General features: G+C 67.9%; 23 protein-coding genes. 11 read left to right on the forward strand and 12 right to left on the reverse strand.

Annotated elements, in window-relative coordinates; all coding sequences use genetic code 11:
* Positions 1-137 precede the first annotated feature (137 nt).
* From AB0J95_RS48460 to AB0J95_RS48470, 3 genes are read right to left on the reverse strand one after another with little or no spacing between them, the layout of a single operon-like run.
* Entirely contained in the window at positions 138-1,370 is a 1,233-nt protein-coding gene (locus AB0J95_RS48460; protein WP_364773269.1) for a hypothetical protein, read from the reverse strand.
* A gap of 17 nt (positions 1,371-1,387) precedes the next feature.
* Positions 1,388-2,113, reverse strand: coding sequence for an alpha/beta hydrolase-fold protein (locus AB0J95_RS48465; RefSeq protein ID WP_364773271.1), 726 nt, complete (start codon positions 2,111-2,113; stop codon positions 1,388-1,390).
* Positions 2,110-3,105: an alpha/beta hydrolase-fold protein gene (locus AB0J95_RS48470; protein ID WP_364773272.1), complete on the reverse strand. Its 996-nt coding sequence runs from the start codon at positions 3,103-3,105 to the stop codon at positions 2,110-2,112. The genes AB0J95_RS48465 and AB0J95_RS48470 overlap by 4 nt, the downstream gene beginning before the upstream one ends.
* Before the next feature lie 55 nt (positions 3,106-3,160).
* Between AB0J95_RS48470 and AB0J95_RS48475 the strand changes: the two genes are divergently transcribed.
* A complete protein-coding gene (locus AB0J95_RS48475) occupies positions 3,161-4,066 on the forward strand; it encodes a 2-oxoglutarate and iron-dependent oxygenase domain-containing protein (protein WP_364773274.1) in 906 nt (301 codons plus the stop codon).
* Here the strand turns inward: AB0J95_RS48475 and AB0J95_RS48480 are convergent, their stop codons facing one another.
* Entirely contained in the window at positions 4,067-5,050 is a 984-nt protein-coding gene (locus AB0J95_RS48480; protein ID WP_364773276.1) for a hypothetical protein, read from the reverse strand. It lies immediately after the preceding gene.
* A 158-nt stretch (positions 5,051-5,208) separates the two neighbouring features.
* On the opposite strand from AB0J95_RS48480, the gene AB0J95_RS48485 reads away from it, so the two are divergent.
* Positions 5,209-5,634 (forward strand): helix-turn-helix transcriptional regulator, encoded by a 426-nt coding sequence (locus AB0J95_RS48485; RefSeq protein WP_364773278.1) that lies wholly within the window; start codon positions 5,209-5,211, stop codon positions 5,632-5,634.
* A gap of 37 nt (positions 5,635-5,671) precedes the next feature.
* The gene (locus AB0J95_RS48490; protein ID WP_364773279.1) at positions 5,672-6,076 is read left to right on the forward strand and encodes a VOC family protein; all 405 of its coding nucleotides are present in this window, start codon (positions 5,672-5,674) and stop codon (positions 6,074-6,076) included.
* A gap of 47 nt (positions 6,077-6,123) precedes the next feature.
* Here the strand turns inward: AB0J95_RS48490 and AB0J95_RS48495 are convergent, their stop codons facing one another.
* Positions 6,124-6,624 carry a DUF664 domain-containing protein gene (locus tag AB0J95_RS48495; RefSeq protein ID WP_364773280.1) on the reverse strand — a complete coding sequence of 167 codons (501 nt, stop codon included), beginning with the start codon at positions 6,622-6,624 and terminating at the stop codon, positions 6,124-6,126.
* Between the two features lie 90 nt (positions 6,625-6,714).
* On the opposite strand from AB0J95_RS48495, the gene AB0J95_RS48500 reads away from it, so the two are divergent.
* The 7 genes from AB0J95_RS48500 to AB0J95_RS48530 all read left to right on the forward strand — a co-directional run bounded on the left by AB0J95_RS48500 (position 6,715) and on the right by AB0J95_RS48530 (position 15,736).
* Entirely contained in the window at positions 6,715-7,770 is a 1,056-nt protein-coding gene (locus AB0J95_RS48500; RefSeq protein ID WP_364773282.1) for a glycoside hydrolase family 3 N-terminal domain-containing protein, read from the forward strand.
* A 138-nt stretch (positions 7,771-7,908) separates the two neighbouring features.
* Positions 7,909-11,235, forward strand: a complete 3,327-nt coding sequence (locus tag AB0J95_RS48505) for a CBM35 domain-containing protein (RefSeq protein ID WP_364773402.1) — start codon at positions 7,909-7,911, stop codon at positions 11,233-11,235.
* A 99-nt stretch (positions 11,236-11,334) separates the two neighbouring features.
* Positions 11,335-11,856, forward strand: coding sequence for an EF-hand domain-containing protein (locus tag AB0J95_RS48510; protein ID WP_364773283.1), 522 nt, complete (start codon positions 11,335-11,337; stop codon positions 11,854-11,856).
* Between the two features lie 277 nt (positions 11,857-12,133).
* Positions 12,134-12,814, forward strand: a complete 681-nt coding sequence (locus tag AB0J95_RS48515; RefSeq protein WP_364773285.1) for a carbohydrate-binding protein — start codon at positions 12,134-12,136, stop codon at positions 12,812-12,814.
* A gap of 85 nt (positions 12,815-12,899) precedes the next feature.
* A complete protein-coding gene (locus tag AB0J95_RS48520; RefSeq protein ID WP_364773286.1) occupies positions 12,900-13,343 on the forward strand; it encodes a hypothetical protein in 444 nt (147 codons plus the stop codon).
* A 205-nt stretch (positions 13,344-13,548) separates the two neighbouring features.
* Positions 13,549-14,376 (forward strand): AraC family transcriptional regulator, encoded by an 828-nt coding sequence (locus tag AB0J95_RS48525; protein ID WP_364773288.1) that lies wholly within the window; start codon positions 13,549-13,551, stop codon positions 14,374-14,376.
* Positions 14,377-14,428: 52 nt separating this feature from the next.
* Positions 14,429-15,736 carry a nuclear transport factor 2 family protein gene (locus AB0J95_RS48530; protein ID WP_364773289.1) on the forward strand — a complete coding sequence of 436 codons (1,308 nt, stop codon included), beginning with the start codon at positions 14,429-14,431 and terminating at the stop codon, positions 15,734-15,736.
* A 216-nt stretch (positions 15,737-15,952) separates the two neighbouring features.
* Here AB0J95_RS48530 and AB0J95_RS48535 read toward each other — a convergent pair whose 3' ends face one another.
* From AB0J95_RS48535 to AB0J95_RS48545, 3 genes are all read right to left on the reverse strand, one after another.
* Positions 15,953-16,420 carry a hypothetical protein gene (locus tag AB0J95_RS48535; RefSeq protein WP_364773291.1) on the reverse strand — a complete coding sequence of 156 codons (468 nt, stop codon included), beginning with the start codon at positions 16,418-16,420 and terminating at the stop codon, positions 15,953-15,955.
* 69 nt (positions 16,421-16,489) lie between these two features.
* Positions 16,490-17,578 carry a HAMP domain-containing sensor histidine kinase gene (locus AB0J95_RS48540; protein ID WP_364773293.1) on the reverse strand — a complete coding sequence of 363 codons (1,089 nt, stop codon included), beginning with the start codon at positions 17,576-17,578 and terminating at the stop codon, positions 16,490-16,492.
* Position 17,579: 1 nt separating this feature from the next.
* Entirely contained in the window at positions 17,580-18,227 is a 648-nt protein-coding gene (locus tag AB0J95_RS48545; RefSeq protein WP_364773294.1) for a response regulator transcription factor, read from the reverse strand.
* 87 nt (positions 18,228-18,314) lie between these two features.
* On the opposite strand from AB0J95_RS48545, the gene AB0J95_RS48550 reads away from it, so the two are divergent.
* Positions 18,315-19,685 carry a S41 family peptidase gene (locus tag AB0J95_RS48550; protein ID WP_364773296.1) on the forward strand — a complete coding sequence of 457 codons (1,371 nt, stop codon included), beginning with the start codon at positions 18,315-18,317 and terminating at the stop codon, positions 19,683-19,685.
* 310 nt (positions 19,686-19,995) lie between these two features.
* Here AB0J95_RS48550 and AB0J95_RS48555 read toward each other — a convergent pair whose 3' ends face one another.
* The 4 genes from AB0J95_RS48555 to AB0J95_RS48570 form a co-directional block, all read right to left on the reverse strand.
* Positions 19,996-20,427: a thioesterase family protein gene (locus AB0J95_RS48555; protein WP_364773297.1), complete on the reverse strand. Its 432-nt coding sequence runs from the start codon at positions 20,425-20,427 to the stop codon at positions 19,996-19,998.
* Positions 20,417-21,358 carry a 3-hydroxyacyl-CoA dehydrogenase NAD-binding domain-containing protein gene (locus AB0J95_RS48560; protein WP_364773298.1) on the reverse strand — a complete coding sequence of 314 codons (942 nt, stop codon included), beginning with the start codon at positions 21,356-21,358 and terminating at the stop codon, positions 20,417-20,419. The genes AB0J95_RS48555 and AB0J95_RS48560 overlap by 11 nt, the downstream gene beginning before the upstream one ends.
* Positions 21,358-22,296, reverse strand: coding sequence for a 3-keto-5-aminohexanoate cleavage protein (locus tag AB0J95_RS48565; RefSeq protein WP_364773299.1), 939 nt, complete (start codon positions 22,294-22,296; stop codon positions 21,358-21,360). The genes AB0J95_RS48560 and AB0J95_RS48565 overlap by 1 nt, the downstream gene beginning before the upstream one ends.
* 72 nt (positions 22,297-22,368) lie before the next feature.
* Positions 22,369-23,103 (reverse strand): IclR family transcriptional regulator, encoded by a 735-nt coding sequence (locus AB0J95_RS48570; protein WP_364773301.1) that lies wholly within the window; start codon positions 23,101-23,103, stop codon positions 22,369-22,371.
* Positions 23,104-23,224: the final 121 nt, after the last annotated feature.

Here is a 23,224-nt window from a genome sequence, read left to right on the forward strand (position 1 = left end):
TCCCCTTTTCCTCCCCCGCGTGTCCCCCTTTGCTCCGCCGTGTGTCCCGCTTTCCTCCGGGAGGAAAGGGGGACATACCCCGGAGGAAAGGGGGACATACCCGGGAGGAAAGGGGGACACGCGGGGGAGGGGTGGGGTTAGGGGTTGTCGTTGAGCCAGAGGGCGATCAGGCCGCGGAAGTGGGCCAGGAAACGGTCGTGCTCGGCTGGTGGGTAGGTTGATCGCACTGTCTCGACGAGCAGGGTGTCGAAGGAGTCCGAGGCGATCCAGTCGCGGACCATGTCGTCCACCTTGGACAGTGCGGTCGCGCAGAACTCGTGGTATCGCTCGATCTCGAAGTAGTCGTTGGCCAGTACCAGGTACTCGGCCAGTTTCTCCTCGTAGCTGCGGTCCGAGTCGGCGATCTCGAAGTACCGGTGGGTGTCCAGGTCCAGGCGGGGCTTGCGGCCCGACACCGCGCAGAACACCGACCACTTCAGCAGGCTGCCGATCGCCCACGGGAAGTAGTAGTGCAGCGAGGTGATCGAGATGTCCGGGCAGGCGTTCGCGTAGTCGATCGGGTAGACCTCCGAGCCGACCACCAGGCTCTCGCAGGAGTTGAACTCCCACCGGAAGAACGCGTTGATCAGCCGCGAGATGGTGACCACCTCGGCGCCGGCCGACGCCGACAGGAAGTCGTGCTGGACCGCGTACCGGTCGTGCATCGGCAGTTCCGGGCGGAACTTCATCGCCATCACGTCCGGCCCGATGGTGAGCGACCGGGCGAACGAGTCGTAGTTCTCCACCGCCGCCTGCAAGTGCATCAGCATCTCGCCGGACTCGTCGTAGGCCCGGTGCAACGTGTCCGGGTCGCCGATGCGCGACACACCCCGCCACGCGCCGCCGTCGTAGGGTTTCATGAACATCGGGTAGCCGACCTGCTCGGCCACCGCGTTCAGGTCGAACGGCCGGTTGTACTTCGCCGCTGTGTAAGCGTATTTGGCGTGGTCGACCGGGTTCTTGTAGGGCACGAGCCAGGTGTTGGGCACCTTCAGGCCCAGCCGCATCATTGCGCAGTAGGCCGCGTGCTTCTCCATGGACTGGAACGTGAACGGGCTGTTGAGCGTGTACACGTCGTCCATCAGCGCGATCTTCTTCAGCCACTCGCGCGGAACGTAGTACCAGTACGCCAACCGGTCGATCACCAGGTTGTAGCGCGGCTTGGCGCGCAGGTCGAACGGCTCGATGGTGATCCGCTCGGTGCTCACCGTGTGCTCGACGCCGTTGGCGGTGACCGATCCCAGGCGCCGGACCAGCTCCTCGAACGCGCGCGGCCAGTCCTCCTCGGTGCCGAGCAGCAGTCCCAGCAGGTGTTCGGTGCGGTCGGGCATGCCGTTCCTCCTTGTGCTCAGCAGAACCGGGGCAGGTGGTGGGCCAGCTGGGCCCGCCATGACGGCCAGTCGTGCGGGAACTCGTGCCCCCACACGTCGAGTTCGCAGCGCAGTCCCTTGCCCTGCAACAGACCGGCCATGTGCCGGGTGGAATCCAACGCGCCCGTGGTGTCCTCCCACTGGCCCTGCCCGACGACCAGCAGGGTCGACAGCCGCGACTGCAGCCACGTCAGGTGGTCGCCGTGCAGGTTGGGCACGAAGTCGACCGGGTTCGCGAAGTACGCCGCATCCCCGCGCTCACCCCAGCCGTGCCACATCGACGGGTCGTAGCTCCCGGAGAACCCCATCACCAGCGGGAAGAGATCGGCCCGGCGCAGTCCGAAGAGGACGGAGTGGAACGCGCCGAGCGAACACCCCAGCGCGCCGATCTCCAGAGGGCCACCGGAGTCCGCGTAGATCGTCGGCACGACGTGGTCGATGACCCAGCTCTCGTAGTGGCCGTGCCGCCGGGCCCGTTCCTCCAAGGGAACGTCCTTGTTGGACCAGGTGGTGGCGTCCGCCGAGTCCACGCAGTACAGCTTGGCGCGGCCGTCCTCGATCAGCGGCTGGACCGCCTCGATCATCCCGTTGTTCTCGAAGTCCCACGCCCGGCCCTGTTCGGACGGGAACACCAGGAACGGCTTGCCGTAATGGCCGTAGGCGACCATCACCATGCCGTGCAGGTCGACATGCTCACGCCTCATTCCCACACCCTCCGCATCAGGCCGGCCAGCGCGGGATCGAAGGTGTCCCGCCATCCCACGTAGTTGTGCGCGTCCGGGTTCTCCACCAGGGTCACCGGATAGCCCTGTTCGCCGAGCACGGCCGCCATCCGCCGGTTGTTCGCCAGGTTCTCCTCGGCCAGGCCGCAGGTGATCGTCACCGGCACGGGCAGCGCCTTGCTGCGCCCCACGTGCTCGACGAACCGCACCACCCGGGTGAACCGGCTGAAGCCCGACTCCTGCGGGTCGAGCTGCCGGGTGAAGAACGAGGCCGACTGCAGGTACAGCCCGCCGAACACGCCGGGGCGGCGGCGTTGGGCGTGCAGCATCCCCACCCCGCCCAGGCTCGCGCCCATCCCGATCACCTTGCCTGCGGTGATCTTCTTGAACGCGGGCAGGATTTCCTGGATGAGCTTGCGGGTGTACGCGGGGTTCGCGGAGTAGTCGTCGTTGCGGTCGCTGTACGCGAGCAGCGCCACCCGGTGCTTCGGAACGTCGGCCGCCGCGGAGAACAGCGTCAGGCTGGCCAAGCGGTCGTATTCGGGGCCGTCATACGCGACGAGCAACGGCAGCGGCTCTTCGGGATCGGTGTCCGCGGGGGACCAGAGAACGCCGTCATAGCTGCCAGTGCGCTCGGCGGCAAGCCACGTGGGCGCCTTGTAGTCGGGGAACTCGGTGACGGACTTGTCGCCGAACGCCCCCGGCGCGCGCAACGGGTTGCCCGGGTCGCAGATCTCCTCCACGCTGCCGTCCGCGTGCCGCAGTTGCAGCCGGTACTCCATCCGCCAGACCGGCGGCCGTAGCAACCGCAGCGTCCACACGTCGTCCGCGTGGCTGAACTCCATCGGCACGCCGGGCAACGACAACGCCGGCGACAACCGCACCCCGGCCAGCGTCGGACCGCTGTCCGGCAGCCGGAACGTCACCTCGCTGTCGGTGACCACCGGCCCCGCGACCATCGCCTCACCGTTCACAACTCCCCATCATGACTGGTTGCGCCCCGACACACCCAACAGTGAATCTTGACCAGTGACCATCCCGGTGATCGACCTCGCGTCCGCGACCGTTGCCGACCGGATCGGCGAGGCGTGCCGCACGTCCGGGTTCTTCTACGTGACCGGCCACGGCGTGCCGCGCGACCTGCAGGATCGCCTGGAAACGCAGAGCCGCGAGTTCTTCGCGCGGGACGAGGCGAGCAAGCTCGAGATCCGGATGGAACTGGCCGGGGCGGCGTGGCGCGGGTACTTCCCGGTCGGCGGCGAGCTGACCTCGGGCAAGCCCGACCGCAAGGAGGGCCTGTACTTCGGCGTCGAGTCCGAGCCAGGGCGGCCGTTGCACGGGCAGAACCTGTTCCCGTCGGCGGAGTTCCGGGAGACGGTGCTGGCGTACATGGCGGCGATGACCTCGTTGGGGCACCGGCTGATGGCTGCGATCGCACTGAGCCTGGCCCTGCCGGAGGACTATTTCGCCGCCAGGTACACAACCGATCCGTTCACCCTCTTCCGGATCTTCAACTACCCGCCCGGCGACGGCAGTTCCTGGGGCGTCGGTGAACACACCGACTACGGTTTGCTCACGATTCTGAAACAGGACGCCAGCGGTGGCCTTCAGGTGAAGTCACAGGATCATTGGATGGACGCGGTGCCGATCCCGGACACGTTCGTCTGCAATATCGGTGACATGCTCGACCGGCTCACCGGCGGCCGATACCGGTCGACCCCGCATCGAGTCGTGGGAACGAGGGCGGCCGACCGGTTGTCGTGGCCGTTCTTCTTCGACCCGAACTTCGACGCGGATATCCGCGCGATCGGCGCCCGGGAACTCGCTGACGACCGTGACACGCGCTGGGACGGCGAGAGTGTGCACGAATTCCAGGGCACTTACGGCGAGTACCTGGTCGCCAAAGTCCGGAAGGTCTTCCCACACCTTGGCTGACTATTCGCAGCCGATGCCGTTGCCATCTCGATCGAGGTCGTAGATGTCCCTGCCGACAACTCGGACCGGCCCCTTCACGTAGGCCGGGCCATTACCGCTCCCGCCCGCACAATCGACGTCACTGGCGATGGGTACGCAAGGAGTGTAGTTCGGGTCGCAGCCACCCGTGGGCGCTGCGGGCGGGGCCGGGGGCTTTGGCGGGGGCGCGGCTTTCGAGGTCGTGGTCTGTGGCTTGGCCTTGGTCGCCGGAGCCTGGGTCTGCGTCTGGGGCTGGACCTGCGCAGGCGGGGCCTGGGGCGGCGACGCGGCCGTGGAACTGCTGGAGAACAGGGGTGCGGCGGGCGCTTGCGTGGAGAAGGTCGTGGTCGTTGTGGTGGTCGTCGTGGACGAACTCGTGACCACCAGGGACGGGTTGCCGTCCGCGACCGGCGTGTCGCTGCTCTGCCCGGCGATGGCCGCGATCAGCAGCACGCCAACCACGCCACCGCCGATCCACGCCGGTTTGTTGCGCGCGAAAACGCCTTTCCGCGGTGCGTTTTCCCGCGCAGGCGCCGCAGCAGGAACGGCGACCTGCGGGGCGACGGCGAACGCTCCCGAACGGGGACCTGGGATGGCGATCGCCGAAGTCGGCCGCGGCAGCAGCAAATCGATCTCGGTGCCGCGTTGTCCGGGATGAATGAGCCCCGTGCACCCCGGCAGCCGGCCGGAATCGGTGACCTGGGCGAGCATCGGCGCATATCGCTGGGTCATCGCATAAGTGAGCTCGCCGACCCGATATCCGTCCAGCCGGACCTCAATTGCCCGCTCGCCCCGGTACTTGCCGCTCGCGATGGTGCACCACGTCAGTTCGACCGCCACCCGCCGGGACATACCCTCACGAACGGGGTAACGGGCGAAAGCCTGCTGGTGGTGTTCCTCGCGGGTCACGGTGACACTGACCTCGGGAGCGAGCATGAACAATCCGGCTGACGAATTCTCGGTCACGGCCTACCCATCGAGATGGAACGCCGTTTGTTACCTAGATCATTCAACGGGCGGCTTTCGTTCTTTCTTGCCGCGATCGTGCCGGTGGTCCGTGCATTTCTCGCGGGAACTCCGACGGGGCAGTGGCCCGCCACCGCGCGGACCTGCACAATGAGCGCATGAGCGTGGACTTGGAGGAGCTGCGTCGACTGCGCCGTTCGCGTGACCGGATGGACCGCGAGTACGCGCAGCCGCTGGACGTCGCCGCGCTCGCGCGCACCGCGCTGATGTCGCCCGCGCACTTCAGCCGCCGGTTCCGCGAGGTGTACTCCGAGACGCCGTACTCGTACCTGATGACCCGGCGGATCGAGCGGGCCAAGGCGTTGCTGCGTCGCGGCGACCTGAGCGTGACCGAGGTCTGCTTCGCGGTCGGCTGTACCAGCCTCGGCTCGTTCTCCACCCGGTTCACCGAGCTGGTCGGCGAGTCGCCGTCGGCCTACCGGGCCCGCGACCACGAGGAGATCGCGGTCGTGCCGCCCTGCCAGATGATGGTGCTGACCCGGCCGCGCAAGGGTCAGGGCGGCACCGAATCGAATAGGATCTGAGAAGCGCGGGGACGTTGTGCCTGCTTAGGGTCTTGCCATGACCGTTTCAATCAGCACAGTCCACCTCATGGTCGACGACACCGACGCCGCCCTTGGCTTCTACCGCGACATCCTCGGCCTGACCGTCCGCAACGACGTCGCCAACGAGGGCTTCCGCTGGATCAGCCTCAGCACCGACACCCAGCCCGAGATCCAGATCGTCCTGTCCCAGCCGCATGCCGGCCGGTCGAAGGAGGACGGCGACGCGATCGCCGCCCTGCTCGCGAAGGGTGTGCTCGGCCAGGTGCACTTCCGGGTCGACGACCTGGACGGCACGTTCGACAAGCTGACCACCGCCCCCGGGGTGGAGGTCCTGCAGGAGCCCATGGACCAGTTCTGGGGCGTCCGCGACGCCGCCGTGCGCGACCCCGCGGGCAACCACCTGCGCATCGAGCAGAAGTAACCGGTGAATCGACGGGGAGCCCGCGCGCGGGCTCCCCTTTTCGCTGTCTACAGGATGCCTTTGATGATCGCGGCCTGCCCGGCGTGCTGCAGGTCGTCGGAGATGACGCTGATCAGCCGCACGCCCAGGGTCACCGGTGGGTCCCAGCCCTGGTCGACGATCCGGGTGAGGTCGTCGTCACGCACGGAGGCCAGGTAGGCAACCGACTTGGCGTGCACTGCGTCGTAGTAGCCGGTCAACAGGTCCCCGGAGGAGACCTTGACCGCGGCCACCTCGTCCGAGGTGTGCCCGTAGCCGGTGTCGGACGCGTCGAAGGGGAGGGCGAACCGGTCCGCCCAGCCGTCGGCCGTCCACACCTGTTCGGTGCCCATCACATCGGCCATGTGGTCGTCCTGGATGCGGGTAAGGTGCCAGACGAGCCACGCGATCGAGTTGGCGTCCTCGTCGATCCGGTAGGCGAGCTGCTCGGGAGTCAGGCCCTCGACGACCTCGTGGACCACTTCCCGGATCCGCCCGAAAGCGTCGGTCAGCAGTTGTGCGCTTGTCACTGCCGCCACACTACCGACGACGAATAACGTTGGCTTTGTTGGCTATTCACGAACCATGGACAAGGATGGGTAACTGGCGAAGGGAGCCGAGTGAAGAGTCTGCTGGCCGCACTGCTGGCCCTGTTGACGTCGTACACCCCGCTCAGCACCCACGCCACGGTCCCGTCTCGCCAGCTCGCCGGCCAGCGGGTCATCTACTCCTATGCGGGTCTGACGCCGCCGGAGAGCCTGTTGGCGCACATCCGCGACGGTGAGGCCGCGGGTGTGATCTTCTTCAAGGAGAACATCGCCGGCCCCGACCAGATCCGCGCGGTGACGGCGCAGCTGAACGCGGCCAACACGTCCGGCGTGCCGTTGTTGCTGATGACCGACCAGGAAGGCGGCCTGGTCCGCCGGTTGCCGGGCGCGCCCGAGTTGTCCCAGAAGCAGATCGGTCAGTCGGCCGACCCGGTCCGCGCGGCCGAGGAGGCCGGGACGACCGCGGGGGAGAACCTGCGCGGTGTCGGCATGAACGTGAACCTGGCGCCGGTCCTGGATGTCTACCGCCAGCCCGGCGATTTCATGGACCAGTCGCAGCGGTCCTACAGCACCGACCCGGCCGTGGTCGCCGTGCTCAGCCGCGGGTTCGTCACCGCGCAGCAGCGGATCACCGGGGTCGCCGCGACCGCCAAACACTTCCCGGGCATCGGGTCCGCGGCCGCGCAGGAGAACACCGACGCCGTTCCGGTCACCCTCAACGTTCCGCTGCAGACCCTGCGAACCGTCGACGAGCTGCCGTACACCGCGGGAGCCAAACTGATCATGCTCTCTTGGGCCGTCTATCCGGCGCTCGACGCACAACGGCCCGCGGGCCTGTCGCCGACGGTGATCAAGAACGAGCTGCGAGGGAACCTGCATTTCAGCGGTGTGACCGTGTCGGACGCGATCGAGGCCGGGGCGTTGCAGGCGTACGGCTCAACGGCGCAGCGCAGTGTGGCGGCCGCCGGGGCCGGGGTGGATCTGATCCTGTGCTCGGCGCGGGACGTCCGCCAGGGCGAGGACGCCGTCACCGGCATGCTGAACGCCCTTTCCGGTGGTCAGCTCGACGAGGCCGACTTCACCGCGGCCGTGCAGCGGGTGACCTCGCTGCGGATCGGTCTCGGCTGACACAAGGGTCTGTTCCCCGGGCGCTGTGACGGCTATCATTCCGAAAATAGTTAGGAAAGTTCCCTAACTATTTCCCTGCCAGCCGCCGCCGCTTGTGCCCGAGGAGGCGCGCTTGTGAAGACCCGTGTCCCCCTGAGAATGCTGACTGTCACCGCGTTGGTGGCGGCGGTCTGCGGTGTCACGGTCGCCTCGGCGGCCGGTCAGCCCAGGGCTTCGTTCGCCGTCGGCGCCGCGGCGGGCACTGCCTCCGCGGTGCCGGGCTACCTGATCCACACGTCGACCGGCGTGAGCGACGACTCGGCGGTGTCCAAGCCCGGGTTCCCGGCCACCGGGTGGTACCCGGTCTCGGCCCGGTCCACCGTCTACGCCGGGTTGCTGCAGAACAACGTCTACCCGGACCCGTTCTTCTCCACCCGGATGAAGGATGTGCCGACGGCCCAGTTCACCGTTCCGTGGTGGTACCGGACCGATGTGACGCTGGACGCCTCCGGGCAGCGGACCTACCTCGACTTCAGCGGCGTGCTCTCCAAGGCGGACGTGTGGGTCAACGGCACCCGCGTGGCCACCAAGGATGAGGTCAACGGCGCCTACACCCGGCACGACCTGGATGTCACCGCGCAGATGCACGAGGGCCTCAACAGCGTGGCGTTCAAGGTCTACCCGAACGACCCCAACAAGGACCTGTCCATGGGGTGGATCGACTGGGCGCAGACCCCGCCGGACAAGAACATGGGCATCGTGCGGGACGTGCTGGTGCGGCGCAGCGGGCCGGTGGCCCTGCGTGGCGCGCACGTGGTCACCAAGCTGGCCGCGAACCTCGCCCACGTCGACCTGACCGTGAAGGCCGATGTCCGCAACGACTCCGCGAGCGCAGTGTCCACTGTGGTCTCCGGAACCGTCGCGGGCCGGGCGATCACCCAGACCGTGTCCTTGGCGGCGAAGGAAAAGAAGACTGTCACCTTCGGACAGGTCGGCATCGACAACCCGAACGTCTGGTGGCCAGCGGGAATGGGCGGCCAGCCACTGTACGACCTGGACCTGAGCGCGAGCGTGTCCGGCGCCGAGTCGGACGTCTCGCACACCCACTTCGGCGTCCGGGAAGTCAAGGCCACCAACAACTCCAGTGGCGGCCGGGCGTACACGATCAACGGAAAGCCGATCCTGGTCAAGGGCGGCGGCTGGTCGCCGGACCTGTTCCTGCGCTGGAACCAGACCTACGTCTCGGACAAGCTCAAGTACGTCAAGGACCTGGGCCTGAACACCGTGCGGCTGGAAGGGCACATCGAGCCGGACGAGTTCTTCGACCTGGCCGACCAGTACGGCGTGCTCACGTTGCCCGGCTGGGAATGCTGTGACAAGTGGGAGGGCAACAACAACGGCAGCGAGCCCGGCGACACGTGGAGCGACGCGGACTACGTGATCGCCAAGGCGTCGATGACCAGCGAGGCCGAGCGGCTGCGCGACCACCCGAGCGTGATCTCCTTCCTGATCGGCAGCGACTTCGCGCCCACCGCGAAGGTCGAGACGAACTACCTCGACGCGCTGCATGCGGCCGACTGGCCGACTCCGATCGTCCCGGCGGCGTCCGCGAAGTCCTCGCCGCAGCTGGGCCAGTCGGGCATGAAGATGAACGGCCCGTACGACTGGATCCCGCCGAACTACTGGTACGACAGCTCGCACAAGGACGCCGGTGGCGCCGAGCGGTTCAACTCGGAGACCTCGGCCGGCCCGGACGTGCCCACATTGGACACCCTCAACCGGATGATGTCGGCCAGTGAGCTCAACACGTTGTGGAGCAACCCGGGCGCGGCGCAGTACCACCGCTCGCAGTCGTCCACCTTCGCCAACCTCAAGCTGTTCGGCAACGCGCTGACCGGACGCTATGGTGCCGCGGCGAACCTGAACGACTTCGTGCGCAAGGCCCAGCTGGCACAGTACGAGAACGTGCGGGCCGAGTTCGAGGCGCACAACCGCAACTTCACCAACGGCAGCAACCCGGCCACGGGTCTGATCTACTGGATGCTCAACAGTGGCTGGACCTCGTTGCACTGGCAGCTGTTCGACTACTACCTGGACCAGAACGGCTCTTACTACGGCGCCAAGAAGGCCAACGAGCCGCTGCACATCCAGTACTCGTACGACAACAAGTCGGTCATGGTGCTCAACCAGACCACGAGCACCGCGAGCGGCCTGACCGCGACGGTCAAGCTGTACAACCTGGACGGCACGGAGAAGTTCAGCCAGGCCGCGACCGGCCTGTCGGTGGCCGGATACGGTGCCAAGACAACGGCTCTGACCATCCCGGCGGTCAGCGGACTGTCCACAACGTACCTGGCCAAGCTGACCCTGACCGACTCGTCGAACCGTGAGGTCAGCCGGAACGTCTACTGGCTGTCCACCGCGGCGGACGTGATCGACTGGGGTTCCACCGACTGGTACTACACCCCGACGACCGCGTACGCGGATCTCAAGGGCCTCAGCGGTTTGGCTCAGGTCAGCGTCGGCGCGACGGCCAGTTCTGCCAACGCCGACGGCACCACGACGACCACGGTGACGCTGCGGAACACCTCCTCCGGGAAGGTGCCGGCGTTCTATGTGGACGCTCACGTGGTCGGCGCGGGCGGCGCCCCGGTGCTGCCGATCCAGTGGAACGACAACGCGGTCAGCCTCTGGCCGGGCGAGTCGGCCACGCTGACGGCGAAGTACCGCACCGCGGACCTCAAGGGCGCTTCGCCGTCGGTCCGGATCAGTGGCTGGAACACCGGCACGCAGACGATCCCGGCCGGTGGCGGCGGTGGCGGGGACGACCAGGCGCCTTCGGTGCCCGGCAACCTGCGCAGCACCGGTGTGACGAGCACCAGTGTCGGCCTCGCCTGGGACGCCTCGACCGACAACGTCGGTGTGACCGGCTATGACGTGTACGTCAACGGCCAGCCCAACAGCACGGTCAACGGAACCTCGTTGACCGTCAACGGTTTGACGGCGAACACTTCGTACACGTTCACCGTCACGGCCAAGGACGCCGCCGGGAACACCTCGGGCTCCAGCAATCCCGTCACCGCGACGACTTCCGGTGGTGGCGGTGGACCCGTTGACTACCAGGCCGAGCAGGCGACGATCACCCAGGGTGTCGTGGAGTCCAACCACGACGGCTACACCGGCACGGGATTCGTCAACTACGACAACGTGAACGGCAGTGCGGTCGAGTGGACCGTCAACGCCGCGGCGGCCGGTGCGGCCGATGTGGTGGTCCGGTTCTCCAACGGCACCACCACGAACCGGCCGATGAACATCGCGGTCAACGGCACGGTGGTGGCCTCCAACGTCGGCTTCCCGTCGACGACCAACTGGGACACGTGGAACACCGTGACCGTGCACGTGACCCTCAACGCGGGTGCCAACAAGATCAAAGCCACTGCCACGACGGCGAACGGTGGTCCGAACGTGGACAAGATCACCGTGTGACAGGCACCCGGTCCCGCCCCGGACGGTGCAGGCCGGGGCGGGACCGGGCCCCCATTCGGCCGATAGTCGCGTTGCGACGTTCGGCCTATGGTCGTCGGTATGGCCAGCGACTTGCAGCGGCGCAAAGTGACTGTCGTCTTCGCCGCGATGGATGCCGACGGTGATGGTTTTCTGGACGAGAACGACTTCAGGGCGCTCACCTCGCGCTGGGTGTCCCTGCGTGGACCGGGGGACGAGCAGCGGCTGTCCGAGGTGATGATGGGCTGGTGGTCCACGCTGCGTAGCGCCGCCGGTGCCGAGAAGATCACTGTGGACGGTGTGCTCGGGGTGGTGGAGCAGCTGCCGCGGATGCCCGACGCGGTGATCGCGACCGCCGACGCGATGTTCGACGCGGTCGACCGGAACGGCGACGACTACATCTCCCCGGACGAGTACCGGACCATGATGGACGCCTGGCGCGGCCGTCCCACCGATACGGACGCGGTCTTCCCGCGGCTGGACCACGACGGCGACGGCCGGCTGTCGCGTTCGGAGTTCGCCGAACTGTGGCTGGAGTTCTGGGCGGGGGATGACATCGAGGCGGCCGGGACGCTCGCGTTCGGACCGCTCGAGTCCAGGTGAGACGGTGTTTCCCGAGTCCGGGTAGGACTTCGCTTACACCCGTCACGCCGTTCTGGCAAGAACCCATTCGTGGCGGGCTTGCCGGGCTGACTTTGCTCGCACAGAAGGATTTCCGGTCACTGGGATGTCGTGGCAGGCCAGGGGCGGGCGAATTGGCGCTGTGTCAACGGCCTGGTCATAACTTTGTTCGCACCGCAAAGATGCCTTGTTCGCATGATTCCATGATCGTCCCTTCTCGTGTGTTACTCCTTATGCAGTAGCCGCGTGAGGAGGTCTGGTGAAGCGAAGGCTCAAGTGGGCCGTGGTCGGGGGCGCTTCCTGTGCGGCCGTGGCCATCGTGGTGTCGATGCTGATGACCCCCGAGGTTCAGCCGGCGTCGTCGCCTCTCCAGGTGCCCCAGGCACAGGACTCGGAACTGGCCCTGCCCAGGCCGACGACGAGCGTGTCCGCGCTGCCGCCGTTGGAACAGGCGACCAGCCCGGACTCCACCACTTCGCAGCCGCCACCGCCGCCCGCCACCACCTCCGAGCCGCCGAACCGGCAGCCACCGCCGCGCCGGGAAACCGTGACCCTGCCGCAAGGTGTGGACTTCCAGGCCGAGGACGCCCTGATCCAGAACGGTGTTGTGAAGTCCTCGCCGGGCGGGTTCACCGGGCGCGGTTTCGTCGACACTGACAACGTTGCCGGAAGTTTCGTGCAGTGGACGGTGAACGCGAGCCGCACCGGCCAGACCGACGTGTCGTTCCGGTTCGCCAACGGCAACAGCGGGGACCGGCCGATGGACATCACCGTGAATGGGATCCTGGTGGACACACTGGACTTCCCGTCCACGGGCAGCTTCTCTGCCTACCGCGTGCTCACCATCCGGGTGAGTCTTCTGGGCGGTGGCAACAAGATCCGGGCCACCTCGCGGACGGGTGACGGCGGCCCGAACCTGGACAAGATCACCACCTCGTGACCGGCAATGCCTCACCTACATGATCGCTTGATCCTCCCCGCCGATGTGCTGCACTGGTCGGCGCAGGGGACTGGGAGGAGGGTCAGTGAGGCGCACGCTGGGCTTGGCCGGGCTGGGCACATTCGGTGTGCTCGCGGCCGTGGTGGCGATGATGGTGGCGAGCGGTGGCCCTGATGTCCCGCCGGACATGCGGATCGTGGTGCCGCAGGCGGAGAACACCGAACTGGCCATGCCGAGACCGTCGACAGTGGACATACCGGAGATCCCGCACGCCGCGGCCACCACCGAGATCAGCACCCCGCCGGTCAGCGAGCAGGCCAAGCCCGCGGCCAAACCCAGGCAGACATCCACTCCGCGGCCCGCGCCCCCGGCCACCCAGGCGCCGCCCTCGCCGTCGGCCGATGACACGGTGACGCAGTACCCGTGGTGGTTGCAGTACTACTACTACACGGGCGGCGGCTACGGCAGCGGCAGCTACGGCGGCAGCGCCGGCCGGTACGGCGGTGGCGGAGGCGGTCACCACCGGTGAGCTCGCATGTGGACTCCTGTGTCCACATGCTGGACGGCTGGCAAGATCTCGCCAGGTCGGAGGGCGGAACGATCCAGTTGCCGGGACAGTCCCGTGACGGGTCCGGGACGTGGTTGTCGTAATGTTGTTGGACGGTCACAGTTCGCAGTCACTCCGGGGTGTGCGGCTACCATTTCGCCAACGGCCGGAGGTGTGGAGGTTCGCGGTGACTGACCAGTGCTCGTCCCCTGGGGAGCTGGTGACGTCCAGCAGTGCGCTGGGCTGGGGGGCGGTCCGGGCGGAGACCTATGTGGATCCGGCCGAGGTGGACGCGTTCCAGACCAGGCCGTCCGACGACCTGCTCATGGTGATGGTCACCAAAGGCGTGTACGACATCGAGAGCGGCAAGGGCCGCGCGCAGTACCGGGCCGGGTCGGTCGGCATCACCGCGCCGGGCAACTCCAGCCTGCTGCGCTGGCGGTCCACTTCGGACGAACGGCTGGAGTCGTTCCACGCGCACATCAGCGGGCAGATGATCGCCGAGACCGCCGAGGCACTGGGCAAGCGCGGTGTGCCGGACCTGCTGTCCCTGGACGACCCGTTCGTCCGGACCGGGCTGACCACGCTGAACAAGGCCCTCGCGGACGGTGCGCCCAGCCTGTACGCCGACTCGATCGCCCAGGCGCTGGCCGCGCACCTGCTGTACGGGCTGCGCGGCGAGGGCACGATGGGTGACCGGACCGTGCGCAAGCTCACCACGTACATGAAGGAGCACCTGCACGAGGAGGTCAGCCTCGATGATCTCGCCGCGCAGGCGAACCTGAGCAAGTTCCACCTGCTGCGGATGTTCAAGGCGGCCACCGGCTTCACCCCGCACCGCTACCTGGTGGACCTGAGGATGCACCACGCCGCGCAGCTGCTGCGGGAGAGCCCGTTGTCGGTCCTGCAGGTGGCCATCGCGTGCGGGTACCGCAGTCCCGGCCAGTTCGCCGCGGCGTTCCGGCGCGTACACGGGGTATCACCGCTCGCGTACCGCGGCAATTCGCGGCGATAGTCGCGCAACTTCGGGGGAGAAATTCCGCATCCCGCCATGGATGCTGTGCGCGATGACCGTCGCATACCGAGGAACCTCGCCGCTGCCCGCGAGTCCGCCGCTCACCGAGCCGGCGAAGCACAAGGCCGCCCAGCCCGTCCGGGGCGTGGCCGGGCTGCTGTTCGTCGTGCCCGTGTTCCTCCTGCTGACCTTCTCGGCCGGTGGCGCCGAGAACTCGGTGCGCGTGCTCGGTCCACTGTGCACCTACGCGCTGCCGGTGATCGGCATGATCGCGTTCTGGTGGGAGGACTGGCCCGGCACCGCGCTGCGGGCGGGCTGGTCCGGGCTGACCGACACCCTGCTGATCGTGGCCTCCGGCGTGGTGCTGACCCCGATCGGCCAGGCCGTCACCGGCGAACTGGACCTGGCCGCGATCTTCCGCGGTGAGGCCTACCCGCACTCGATGCCGCTGGCCGGAGCCGTGTTCGTGGCGTTCCTGCAGCTCACCCTGGTCACCGAGGGCTGGCCGCTGCGCCGCCTGCCGCGGGTGCCCGCCGGGCTGGCCGCGCTGGTCGTCGGCTGGGCGCTGGGCCTGGCGATCTACCGCATCGACGGTGCCCTGCTGATCACCATGGGCGTGTTCCAGGTGCTGTTCTTCGTGACCCTGCGCGGCTGGCCGTTCTCGAAGATCGCCAACCGCGCGGTGCGGTTGATCGTCGGCAACCTCATGGTGATCGTGTCGGGCTGGCTGGCCTTCCTGATCATGGATGCCTTGCGCTGGCCCGTTTTCGCCGTCAGCGCGTGCACCATCGCGGCCGTGCTGATCTCCTCGATGCTGTTCGAGAGCTGGCCGTGGACCAAGCTGTCCCCACGACTGGGCGCCGTGCTCGCGGCCTTGGCCCTGGGCGGTCTGCTCTACTGGGCACTGTCCAGTGTGGACCCTGGCCTGTCCGGGATTCACCAGGACGAGTGGGTGGCCATCACCGCGTTGAACGCAATCGGCACCGGTGTCATCCTGCATGTGGCGGTGTGGCGCCGCTGGCCGGTAGTCCAAGGAGGAGAAGTGACCATCCCCGCACCAATCCAGGCGTTGCTGGACGCGGCCAACGCCAACGACATCGACGCGTTCCTCGGCGGGTTCACCCCCGACGGCGTCGTGGACGACTGGGGCCGCGAGTTCCGTGGCGCGCAGAAGATCCGGCACTGGAGCGACAACGAGTTCATCGGCAAACAGGTCAGCCTCCAGGTCGAGAAGGCCGAACAGGTCGAGGACGAGATCGTGGTCACCGCCCAGGTCGGCGGCAACGGCTTCAACGGCCCCAGCCACTTCAGCTTCCGCGTCGAAGGCAACCTGGTCTCCCGGATGACCATCCGCGCCTAGCCCCACCCCGACCCGCCTGGGCTGCGGCGATGATTTTGTCAGCCTCAACGGCCGCGTCAAGACATTGGTTCGCGTCCATCAATTCGACGGAATGCTTCGACGCATCCACTGATGCCTCCTGAAGCCGGTGCCGTGCTCGACGCCGAGGCGGCCGAATAGGGCGTGATGGCCACCCGTTTCGATCAACGAATGGCCACCACGCCCACAAAACGCGCGTCAGCCCGTTGTCACCGTGAGACTCACCGCGGAGAGGTCGGCGGTTTGGTGTTCGATGGTGCCTTCGCCTCGGGCGGAGGCGTAGATGCCGGTGCCGCCCACCACGGCGATCGGCCGTTTCACGCCGGGGTCGGGGACTTTGCGGATCTCCATGCCGCTGACGTGGATCTCGCCGCCGGGCAGCCGGAAGATCGATTTGGTCTGCACCACGATCTTGGGCGGCACGTCCACCACGACGTCCACGACCATGCCGAGCAGCGAGCCGTCGCCGACCGAGCCGCCGGTGGGGTCGAGCAGGGTGTAGTAGATGATGAACGGCGCGCCCAGCGGCGGGCTGACCGGGAGGGTGTCCTTGGATCGCTTGGCGGTGAACGAGATGACCTGGTCCCCGGGGCTGGCGTGGGCGATCGCAATGGTTCCGGCGGCTGGCACGGCCAGGATCGCTGCCCTGCGGGAGATCGCACTCATTCATGCACTCCTTTCGTTCCGGCGAGTGGCTTCGACGGTAGGAGCGTCCGAACAGGACAGCCGGAAAGTTCAGTCCACGGTGGAGTGATTAGGCCGTTCGGGGAAGATCACGTTCACGGTCAGGCCGCCGGACGGTCCCGGGCGGGCGTCCAGCATCGCGTAGTGCGCCTTGGCGATCGCGGCCACAATGGACAGTCCGAGCCCGGACCGGTCGCCGGTGCGGGACGCGCCCATCCGCTGGAACGGTTGCAGCAGACGGGGAATCTCCGCCGCGGGGATGACCGGCCCGGTGTTGGTCACCGAGAACACCGCGTACCCGGGGATCCGCGAGGTGCTCACCGACACCGACCCGCCGGGGATGTTGTGGTGCTGGGCGTTGTCCAGCAGGTTCGTCACCAGCTGGGCGATCAGCCGTGGGTCCCCGGAGATCGGCGCGAACTTGAGGCCCGCGGACACCGGCAGCTCCATCGGCCGCCGCAATGCCGTCGCCGTGACCTGCGCCAAGTCCACCGGCACGCGGTGGTGCACGCCTTGTTGGCTGCGGGCCAGCGTCAGCAGCGCGTCGATCAGCCGTTCCTGGTGCTCCCCGGCCGCGAGCACCTCCTCGCAGGTGGCCCGGAGCGTCTCCGCGGTGGCGTCCGGGTCGGCGAGCGCGACCTCCAACATGGCCCGCTCCAACGTCAACGGCGTGCGCAGCTCGTGCGAAGCGTTGGCCACGAACCGCTTCTGCGCCTCGAACGCGGCCTCCAGCCGGGCCAGCAGGCCGTCGATGGTGTCGCCGAGGTCCTTCAGCTCGTCGCCCGGGCCCTGGACGGCCAGCCGCCGGTGCAGGTTGTCCTCGGAGATCAGCCGGGTGGTCGCGGTCATCACCCGCAGCGGCCGCAGGATCCGGCCGGCGACCAGCCAGCCCAGCCCGATCGAGACCACCGTCATGATCGCCAGCGCGACCAGTGCCTCGGGGACCGGCGCCTCGGTGTGCGACGGCGGCAGCCCCAAGGGGGCCAAGGGGATCGACACCGGGCCGTCGCCCGGCGGGCGCGGAGCCTGGAACACGGTCTTGGAGAGCGTGTACATGATGGCCAGCAACGCGATCCCGGAGACCAGGAACAGGCCGCCGTACAGGGTCGTCAGCCGCAGCCGGATGGTCCGCCGGGGCATGTCAGATCCGGTAGCCGGCCTGGGCGACGGTCTCGATCAGCGGCGGGTCGCCGAGCTTGGCCCGCAGCCGGCTCACGGTCATCTTCACCGTGCTGGTGAACGGGTCGGCCAGCTCGTCCCAGACCCGGTCGAGCAGCTCTTCGGCGGCCACCACCGCGCCCCTGGCCTGCAGCAACACCTCCAGCACGCCGAACTCCTTGGGGCTGAGCACCAGCCGCTGCCCGCCCCGGGACGCCACCCGCTGAGCCGGGTCGACGCGCAGATCGCCGTGCGTCAGTGTCGGCGGCAGCGCCGGAGTGCTGCGCCGCCCCAAAGCCCGGACCCGCGCCACCAGCTCGGCGAACGCGAACGGTTTGGCCAGGTAGTCGTCGGCGCCGAGGCCCAGGCCGTCGACCCGGTCGCAGACCGTGCTCGCCGCGGTGAGCATCAGGATCCGCGGCTCGCCACCGGCCAGCGCACGGCAGACGTCGTCGCCGTGCAACCGGGGCAGGTCCCGGTCGAGCACGAGCACGTCGTAGCTGGTCAGCCCGGTGCGCTGGAGTGCTTCGGCGCCGTCCAGGGCGATGTCCACGGTCATCTTCTCGCGGCGCAGCCCCGCCGCGATGGTGTTCGCGAGCTTCACGTGGTCCTCCACCACCAGCACCCTCATCCCGCCAACTCTTCTCCGACCGCCATAAGGGCCCGGTAACAGTCGCCGTTCCGATCAGCAAACGGCCGGATTCCTAGCGTTCCCACCATGAAACGAGCATTATGGCTGGTTCCGGTGCTGTGTGCGTCCGCGATCCTGGTCGGCAGCAGTGCGAACGCGGCGAAACCGCCGGCGTGCGCGCGGCCGCAAGGGCCACCGCAGCCACCCACCGCGACCACGTCCGAGAACATCGGGCAGGCGTATTTCTGTATCGGCGACCACTACGCCAGGGTGGTCGACAACCGATCCCTGTTGCAGAGCGCGTTCAGCGGGCTGGCCAACGAGCTGCACAAGCGCGGTCTGGACCAGGCCGACGCCACCGTGCCTGCCTTCACCGGCGACCGCGACAGCGACTGGGAGGCCTTCAAGGCGGTCTACGACCGGGTCACCGGGCGGCTCAGTCCGGAGGTCCGGCAGGCGGTCGCCGAGGCCGCGATGACCAAGATGGTCGCGAGTCTCGACGACAACCACGCGCACTGGCAGCATCCTGGCCCGCGGCCGCCCCAGGACAAGCCGTACGGTCTGGGGTTCCTGGTGTCGCCGGCGCCGCCGCTGATGCAGAACGTGCCGGACCAGGCCGTGCCACCGGTCTACATCACGGCTGTGGCCCAGGTCGCGACCGACGCGGGCCTGAAGGTCGGCGACATCATCGAGGCGGTCAACGGGCAGACGCCCTTTGTGGACGGTGTCCCGTCGCCGGGCGTGTACAAGCTGCTGGGGCAGGACTACCCGCGCAGTGACCAGGTGCGGCTGACCGTCAAACGGCCGGCGACCGGTCGCACGTGGACGGTCACCATGAAGCCCAAGTTCTTCGACGCGCCGCCGCGGCAGCTGCTGGAGTCCAAGAAGCTGCCCGGGGACATCGCCAGTCTCGTGCTGCACGGCTTCGCGCCGGACGCGGCCGACCAGATCTTCCAGGTGCTCAAGGACATGGGCACGGTCAAGGGGATGGTCCTGGACCTGCGCGGCAACGGCGGCGGCTCACCGGATGCGGTGCGCAAGCTGGTGAGTGCCTTGGTGCACAACAAGACCTACAGCTTCTGGTGTGACCGCGCGGGGACGTGCACGCCGAACAAGACCGACGATTCGGTGCCGTTGCTGAACATCCCGCTGGTCGTGCTGACCGACCGCGAGTGCGCATCCGCCTGCGACGCGTTCACCAGCGCGGTCAAGGACCTCAAGCTGGGAACGGTCATCGGCACCCGGACCGCTGGGGCGGTCTCCGGTCCGGCTGGGGGATACCTGTTGTCGGACAACAGTCTCATCAGTTTCCCCGAGCAGCACGAGAAGGGCGCCAACGGCGAGGTGATCAACGGCGTCGGGGTGGCACCGGACATCTACCTGCCGCGCACCGCGGAGGACCTGTCCAAGGGCCGCGACCCCGGGCTGGCCAAGGCTCTGGCCCTCCTCACGCACTGATGGCTGGAACCGTGCCCACACCATGATCACCAACGGGGACAGCACCAGGGCGAGCAACGTCCAGTAGTTCAACGGGGGAACCAACGCCGTCAGCAGCGACGCGAGCGCCATCAGGCCCGTTGCGCTGACGGCGTTGGTCCAGGCGATGTTCATCCACATCAACCACCGGTCGTACACCTTCACATGCTCGAACGTCCGGTCACGAGCAGCGTGATGGCGATCGCGATCACCGCGTCGGTGAACAGCACCAGCCGGTCCGGTCGCGCGAAGTCGTCCCCACGCGCCGCGACATAGCAGCCCTTGTGCCGAGTCAGCTGAGTTCTTTGTGGAGAGTGGTGATTTCGTTGAGCAGGTGCTGCCGGTCGGCGGGAAACGGTTCGACGCGTCCGGTGTGCTGGTTCACGTGGAGGTACAAGGACTCCACGGTGGCGATCGGGCCGTCCGGGGTGGCCAGAGTGTGCCGGAGCCGGATCCTTTTGGGGTCGGTGTCCACCAGGACCGTTTCGACGGTGATCCTCGCGCCGAGGGCGGCTTCCTTCTTGAAGTAGATGTGCGTCTCTGCCGTGTAGGTCGTGCAGCCAGTGGCGGCTTGGTAGTCCGCGCTCAGGCCGAGCGTGGCGAGGAAGACCTCGGTGGCCTCCGAGGCGACCGCCGCGTAGGCGGAGTCGGTCATGTGGTTGTTGTAGTCGATCCACTCCGGACGGACCTCGGTGGTGTACTCGCGGAACGGCTCAGCGTCCATGCTTCTCCAGCAGCAGCAACAGGTCCACGAGGAAGTCGTCCCGGCGGCGCGCCAGCTCGGCGATCGACCGCCCGGCCGCTTCCTCCTCGCACCCGGCCACCATCCGGTCCCGCAGGTCCGGTGTCAACTCCGGGGCGGCCAGCCGGGTCCAGGGTTCCAGCAGCGCGGGTCCGAAGTGGTCGAGCATGTGCGCCATCCCGCCCGGCCCGCCGGCGAGGTGGAACGTCAGCAGCGGCCCCATCAACGCCCAGCGCAGACCCGGACCGTGCGCGATGGACGCGTCGATCTGGGACACCGTCGCCTCCCCGGCCGCGACCATGTGCAACGCCTCGCGCCACATGGCCTCCTGCAGCCGGTTGCCGAGGAACCCGGGCAGCTCGCGGTCCATCTTCAGCGGCACCTTGCCCGCCAGCCGGTAGAACTCGTCGGCCCAGGTGACCGCCTCATCGGCGGTCGCCTTGCCGCCGACCACTTCCACCAGGGGGATCAGGTAAGGCGGGTTGAACGGGTGCCCCACCACGAACCTCTCCGGGTTCGAGCACGACACCTGCATGTCGGTCATGGCGAAGCCGGACGTGGAAGATGCGACCACCACCGAAGCGGGCGTGGCGTCGTCGATCTCGGCGAGGACCCGGATCTTGGCGTCCAGGTTCTCCGGCGTGGACTCCTGCACGAAGTCCGCTGTGGACACCGTTTCGGCCAAAGTGGACACGAACCGCAGCCGGGAGCGGGCCGCCCCGGCCGCGAGCCCGAGCCGCTCCAGCGCCGGCCAGGCGTTGTCCACCAGGGCTTCCAGCCGGTCCTGGGCGCCGGGGCCGGGGTCGTGGGCGAGGACGTCGTACCCCATCCGCAGGAAGTGCGCCGCCCAGCCGCCGCCGATCACCCCGGTGCCGACCACCCCGACCGTCTGGACGTCCCCCGGGGCGGGCATCAGAACGCCACCTTGTCCAAGCCCTTGAGCCGCAGGATCTCCCGGGTCTCCGCGGGCGTGGCGACCTCGAGCGAGAGCTCGTCGAGGATCCGCCTGATCTTGCGCACCTGGTCCGCATTGGACTGTGCGAGCTGACCCTTACCGAGATACAGGCCGTCTTCCAGGCCGACCCGGACGTGCGAGCCCATCACCGCGGCGGCGGTGATCATGTTGAACTGGTGCCGCCCGCCGCCGAGCACGGACCACTGGTAGGCGTCGCCGAGCAGCCGGTCGGCGGTCCGTCGCATGTGGACGAGGTGGTCCACCTCGGCGCCGATGCCGCCCATCACGCCCATCACGGTCTGCAGGAAGATCGGCGGCTCGACCAGGCCAAGGTCCAGATAGTAGGCCAGGGTGTAGAGGTGGCCGACGTCGTAGGCCTCGAACTCGAACCGCGCCCCGGTCTCCGGGCCGACCGTGCGCAGCATGTGCTCGATGTCGGAGTACGTGCTGACGAACGGTTCCACCCTGGTGCTCTCCAGGTACGGCTCCTCCCAGTCGAACTTCCAGGCGCCGCGGTGCTTCTCGATCATCGGGAAGCCGCCGTAGTTCATCGTGCCCAGGTTGAGCGTGCACAGCTCGGGCTTGGCCACGTCGACGATCTCGAGCCGCTGCTGCACGGTCATGCCGGTGCCACCACCCGTTGTGATGCTGACAACCGCGTCCGTGTTCGCTTTGATGGGTTTGAGGTACTCCATGAACACGGCCGGGTCCGGGGTGGGGCGCCCGTCCTTGGGATCGCGGGCGTGCAGGTGGATCACGGACGCGCCGGCCTCGGCCGCGGCCACCGACTCGGCGACCACGTCCTCGACGGTGAACGGGAGATGCGGCGACATGGTCGGCGTGTGGCCGGATCCGGTCACCGCGCAGGTGATGATGACCTTGCGGGTATCTGGCATGGAAGACCCTCGCTATCGCATATAGCGAACAAGCATCGCGCTATTTGAACATGCGCCACGGGGTCCGGTCTGTCAAGAGGTCTCTTTGGCGATGTCCGCGGCGGCCTCCTGCGCGAGTACCCCCAGAGCGTCGAATCTCGTTGGGGGAACACGATCTTTGGAACCCCAGACACTGACCACCGCGTACGGCCGGCCGCGGCCGTCGAGCACCGGGGCGGACACCCCGTAGAGGTTCGGTTCCAGCTCACCCGCGCACACGCCGAACCCGCGGATCCTGGTTCGCTCCAGCTCCTCGACCAGCCGGGGCATGTCGGCGATCGTGGTGTCGGTGTACGCGGTGAGCGGTCCGGCCAGCAGCGAGGCGACCTCGGCGGACGGCAGCCAGGCCAGCAGGGCCTTACCGGTCGAGGTGGCGTGCAGGGGCACGCGTCTGCCCAGCCACTTGGCGCTGAGCACGACCGGCGGTGACACCTCGTCCACATAGGTCATTCCGAGCCGCCGGACCACCGCCAGGGCGGCCGTCTCGCCGGTCTGCTCAGACAGGCGTTGGATGATCCCATGGGCTCGGCGCACCAGGCCGTCCACGCCCGCGGCGCTGGCCATCCGGGTGATCGCGAAGCCGATCGCGTACCGGTTGGTCCCCGGGTCCCGCTCGACCAGCGAGTGCAGTTCCATGGTGCTGAGCAGACGCCAGGCGGTGGCCCGGTTGAGTCCACATTGGATCGCCAGGTTGGCCACGGACTCGCCCTCCGGCGAGCTTTCCGCCACCGCGTGCAGCAGGGCGATCGCTCGTTCGAGTGACTGCACGCGGCCCGAGGTGCCCCCGCTAGGCTCGTTCGCTTCAAGATCAGCCGAGGACATTCGCTGCCTCCTTGCTCCCGGGGGTCGCTCTTGACCGGACTCACGATACGTGTCTATCGTCACGCCA

It is taken from the genome of Actinocrispum sp. NPDC049592, from assembly GCF_040675465.1.
In the GTDB taxonomy this organism is placed as follows: Bacteria; Actinomycetota; Actinomycetes; order Mycobacteriales; family Pseudonocardiaceae; genus Kibdelosporangium.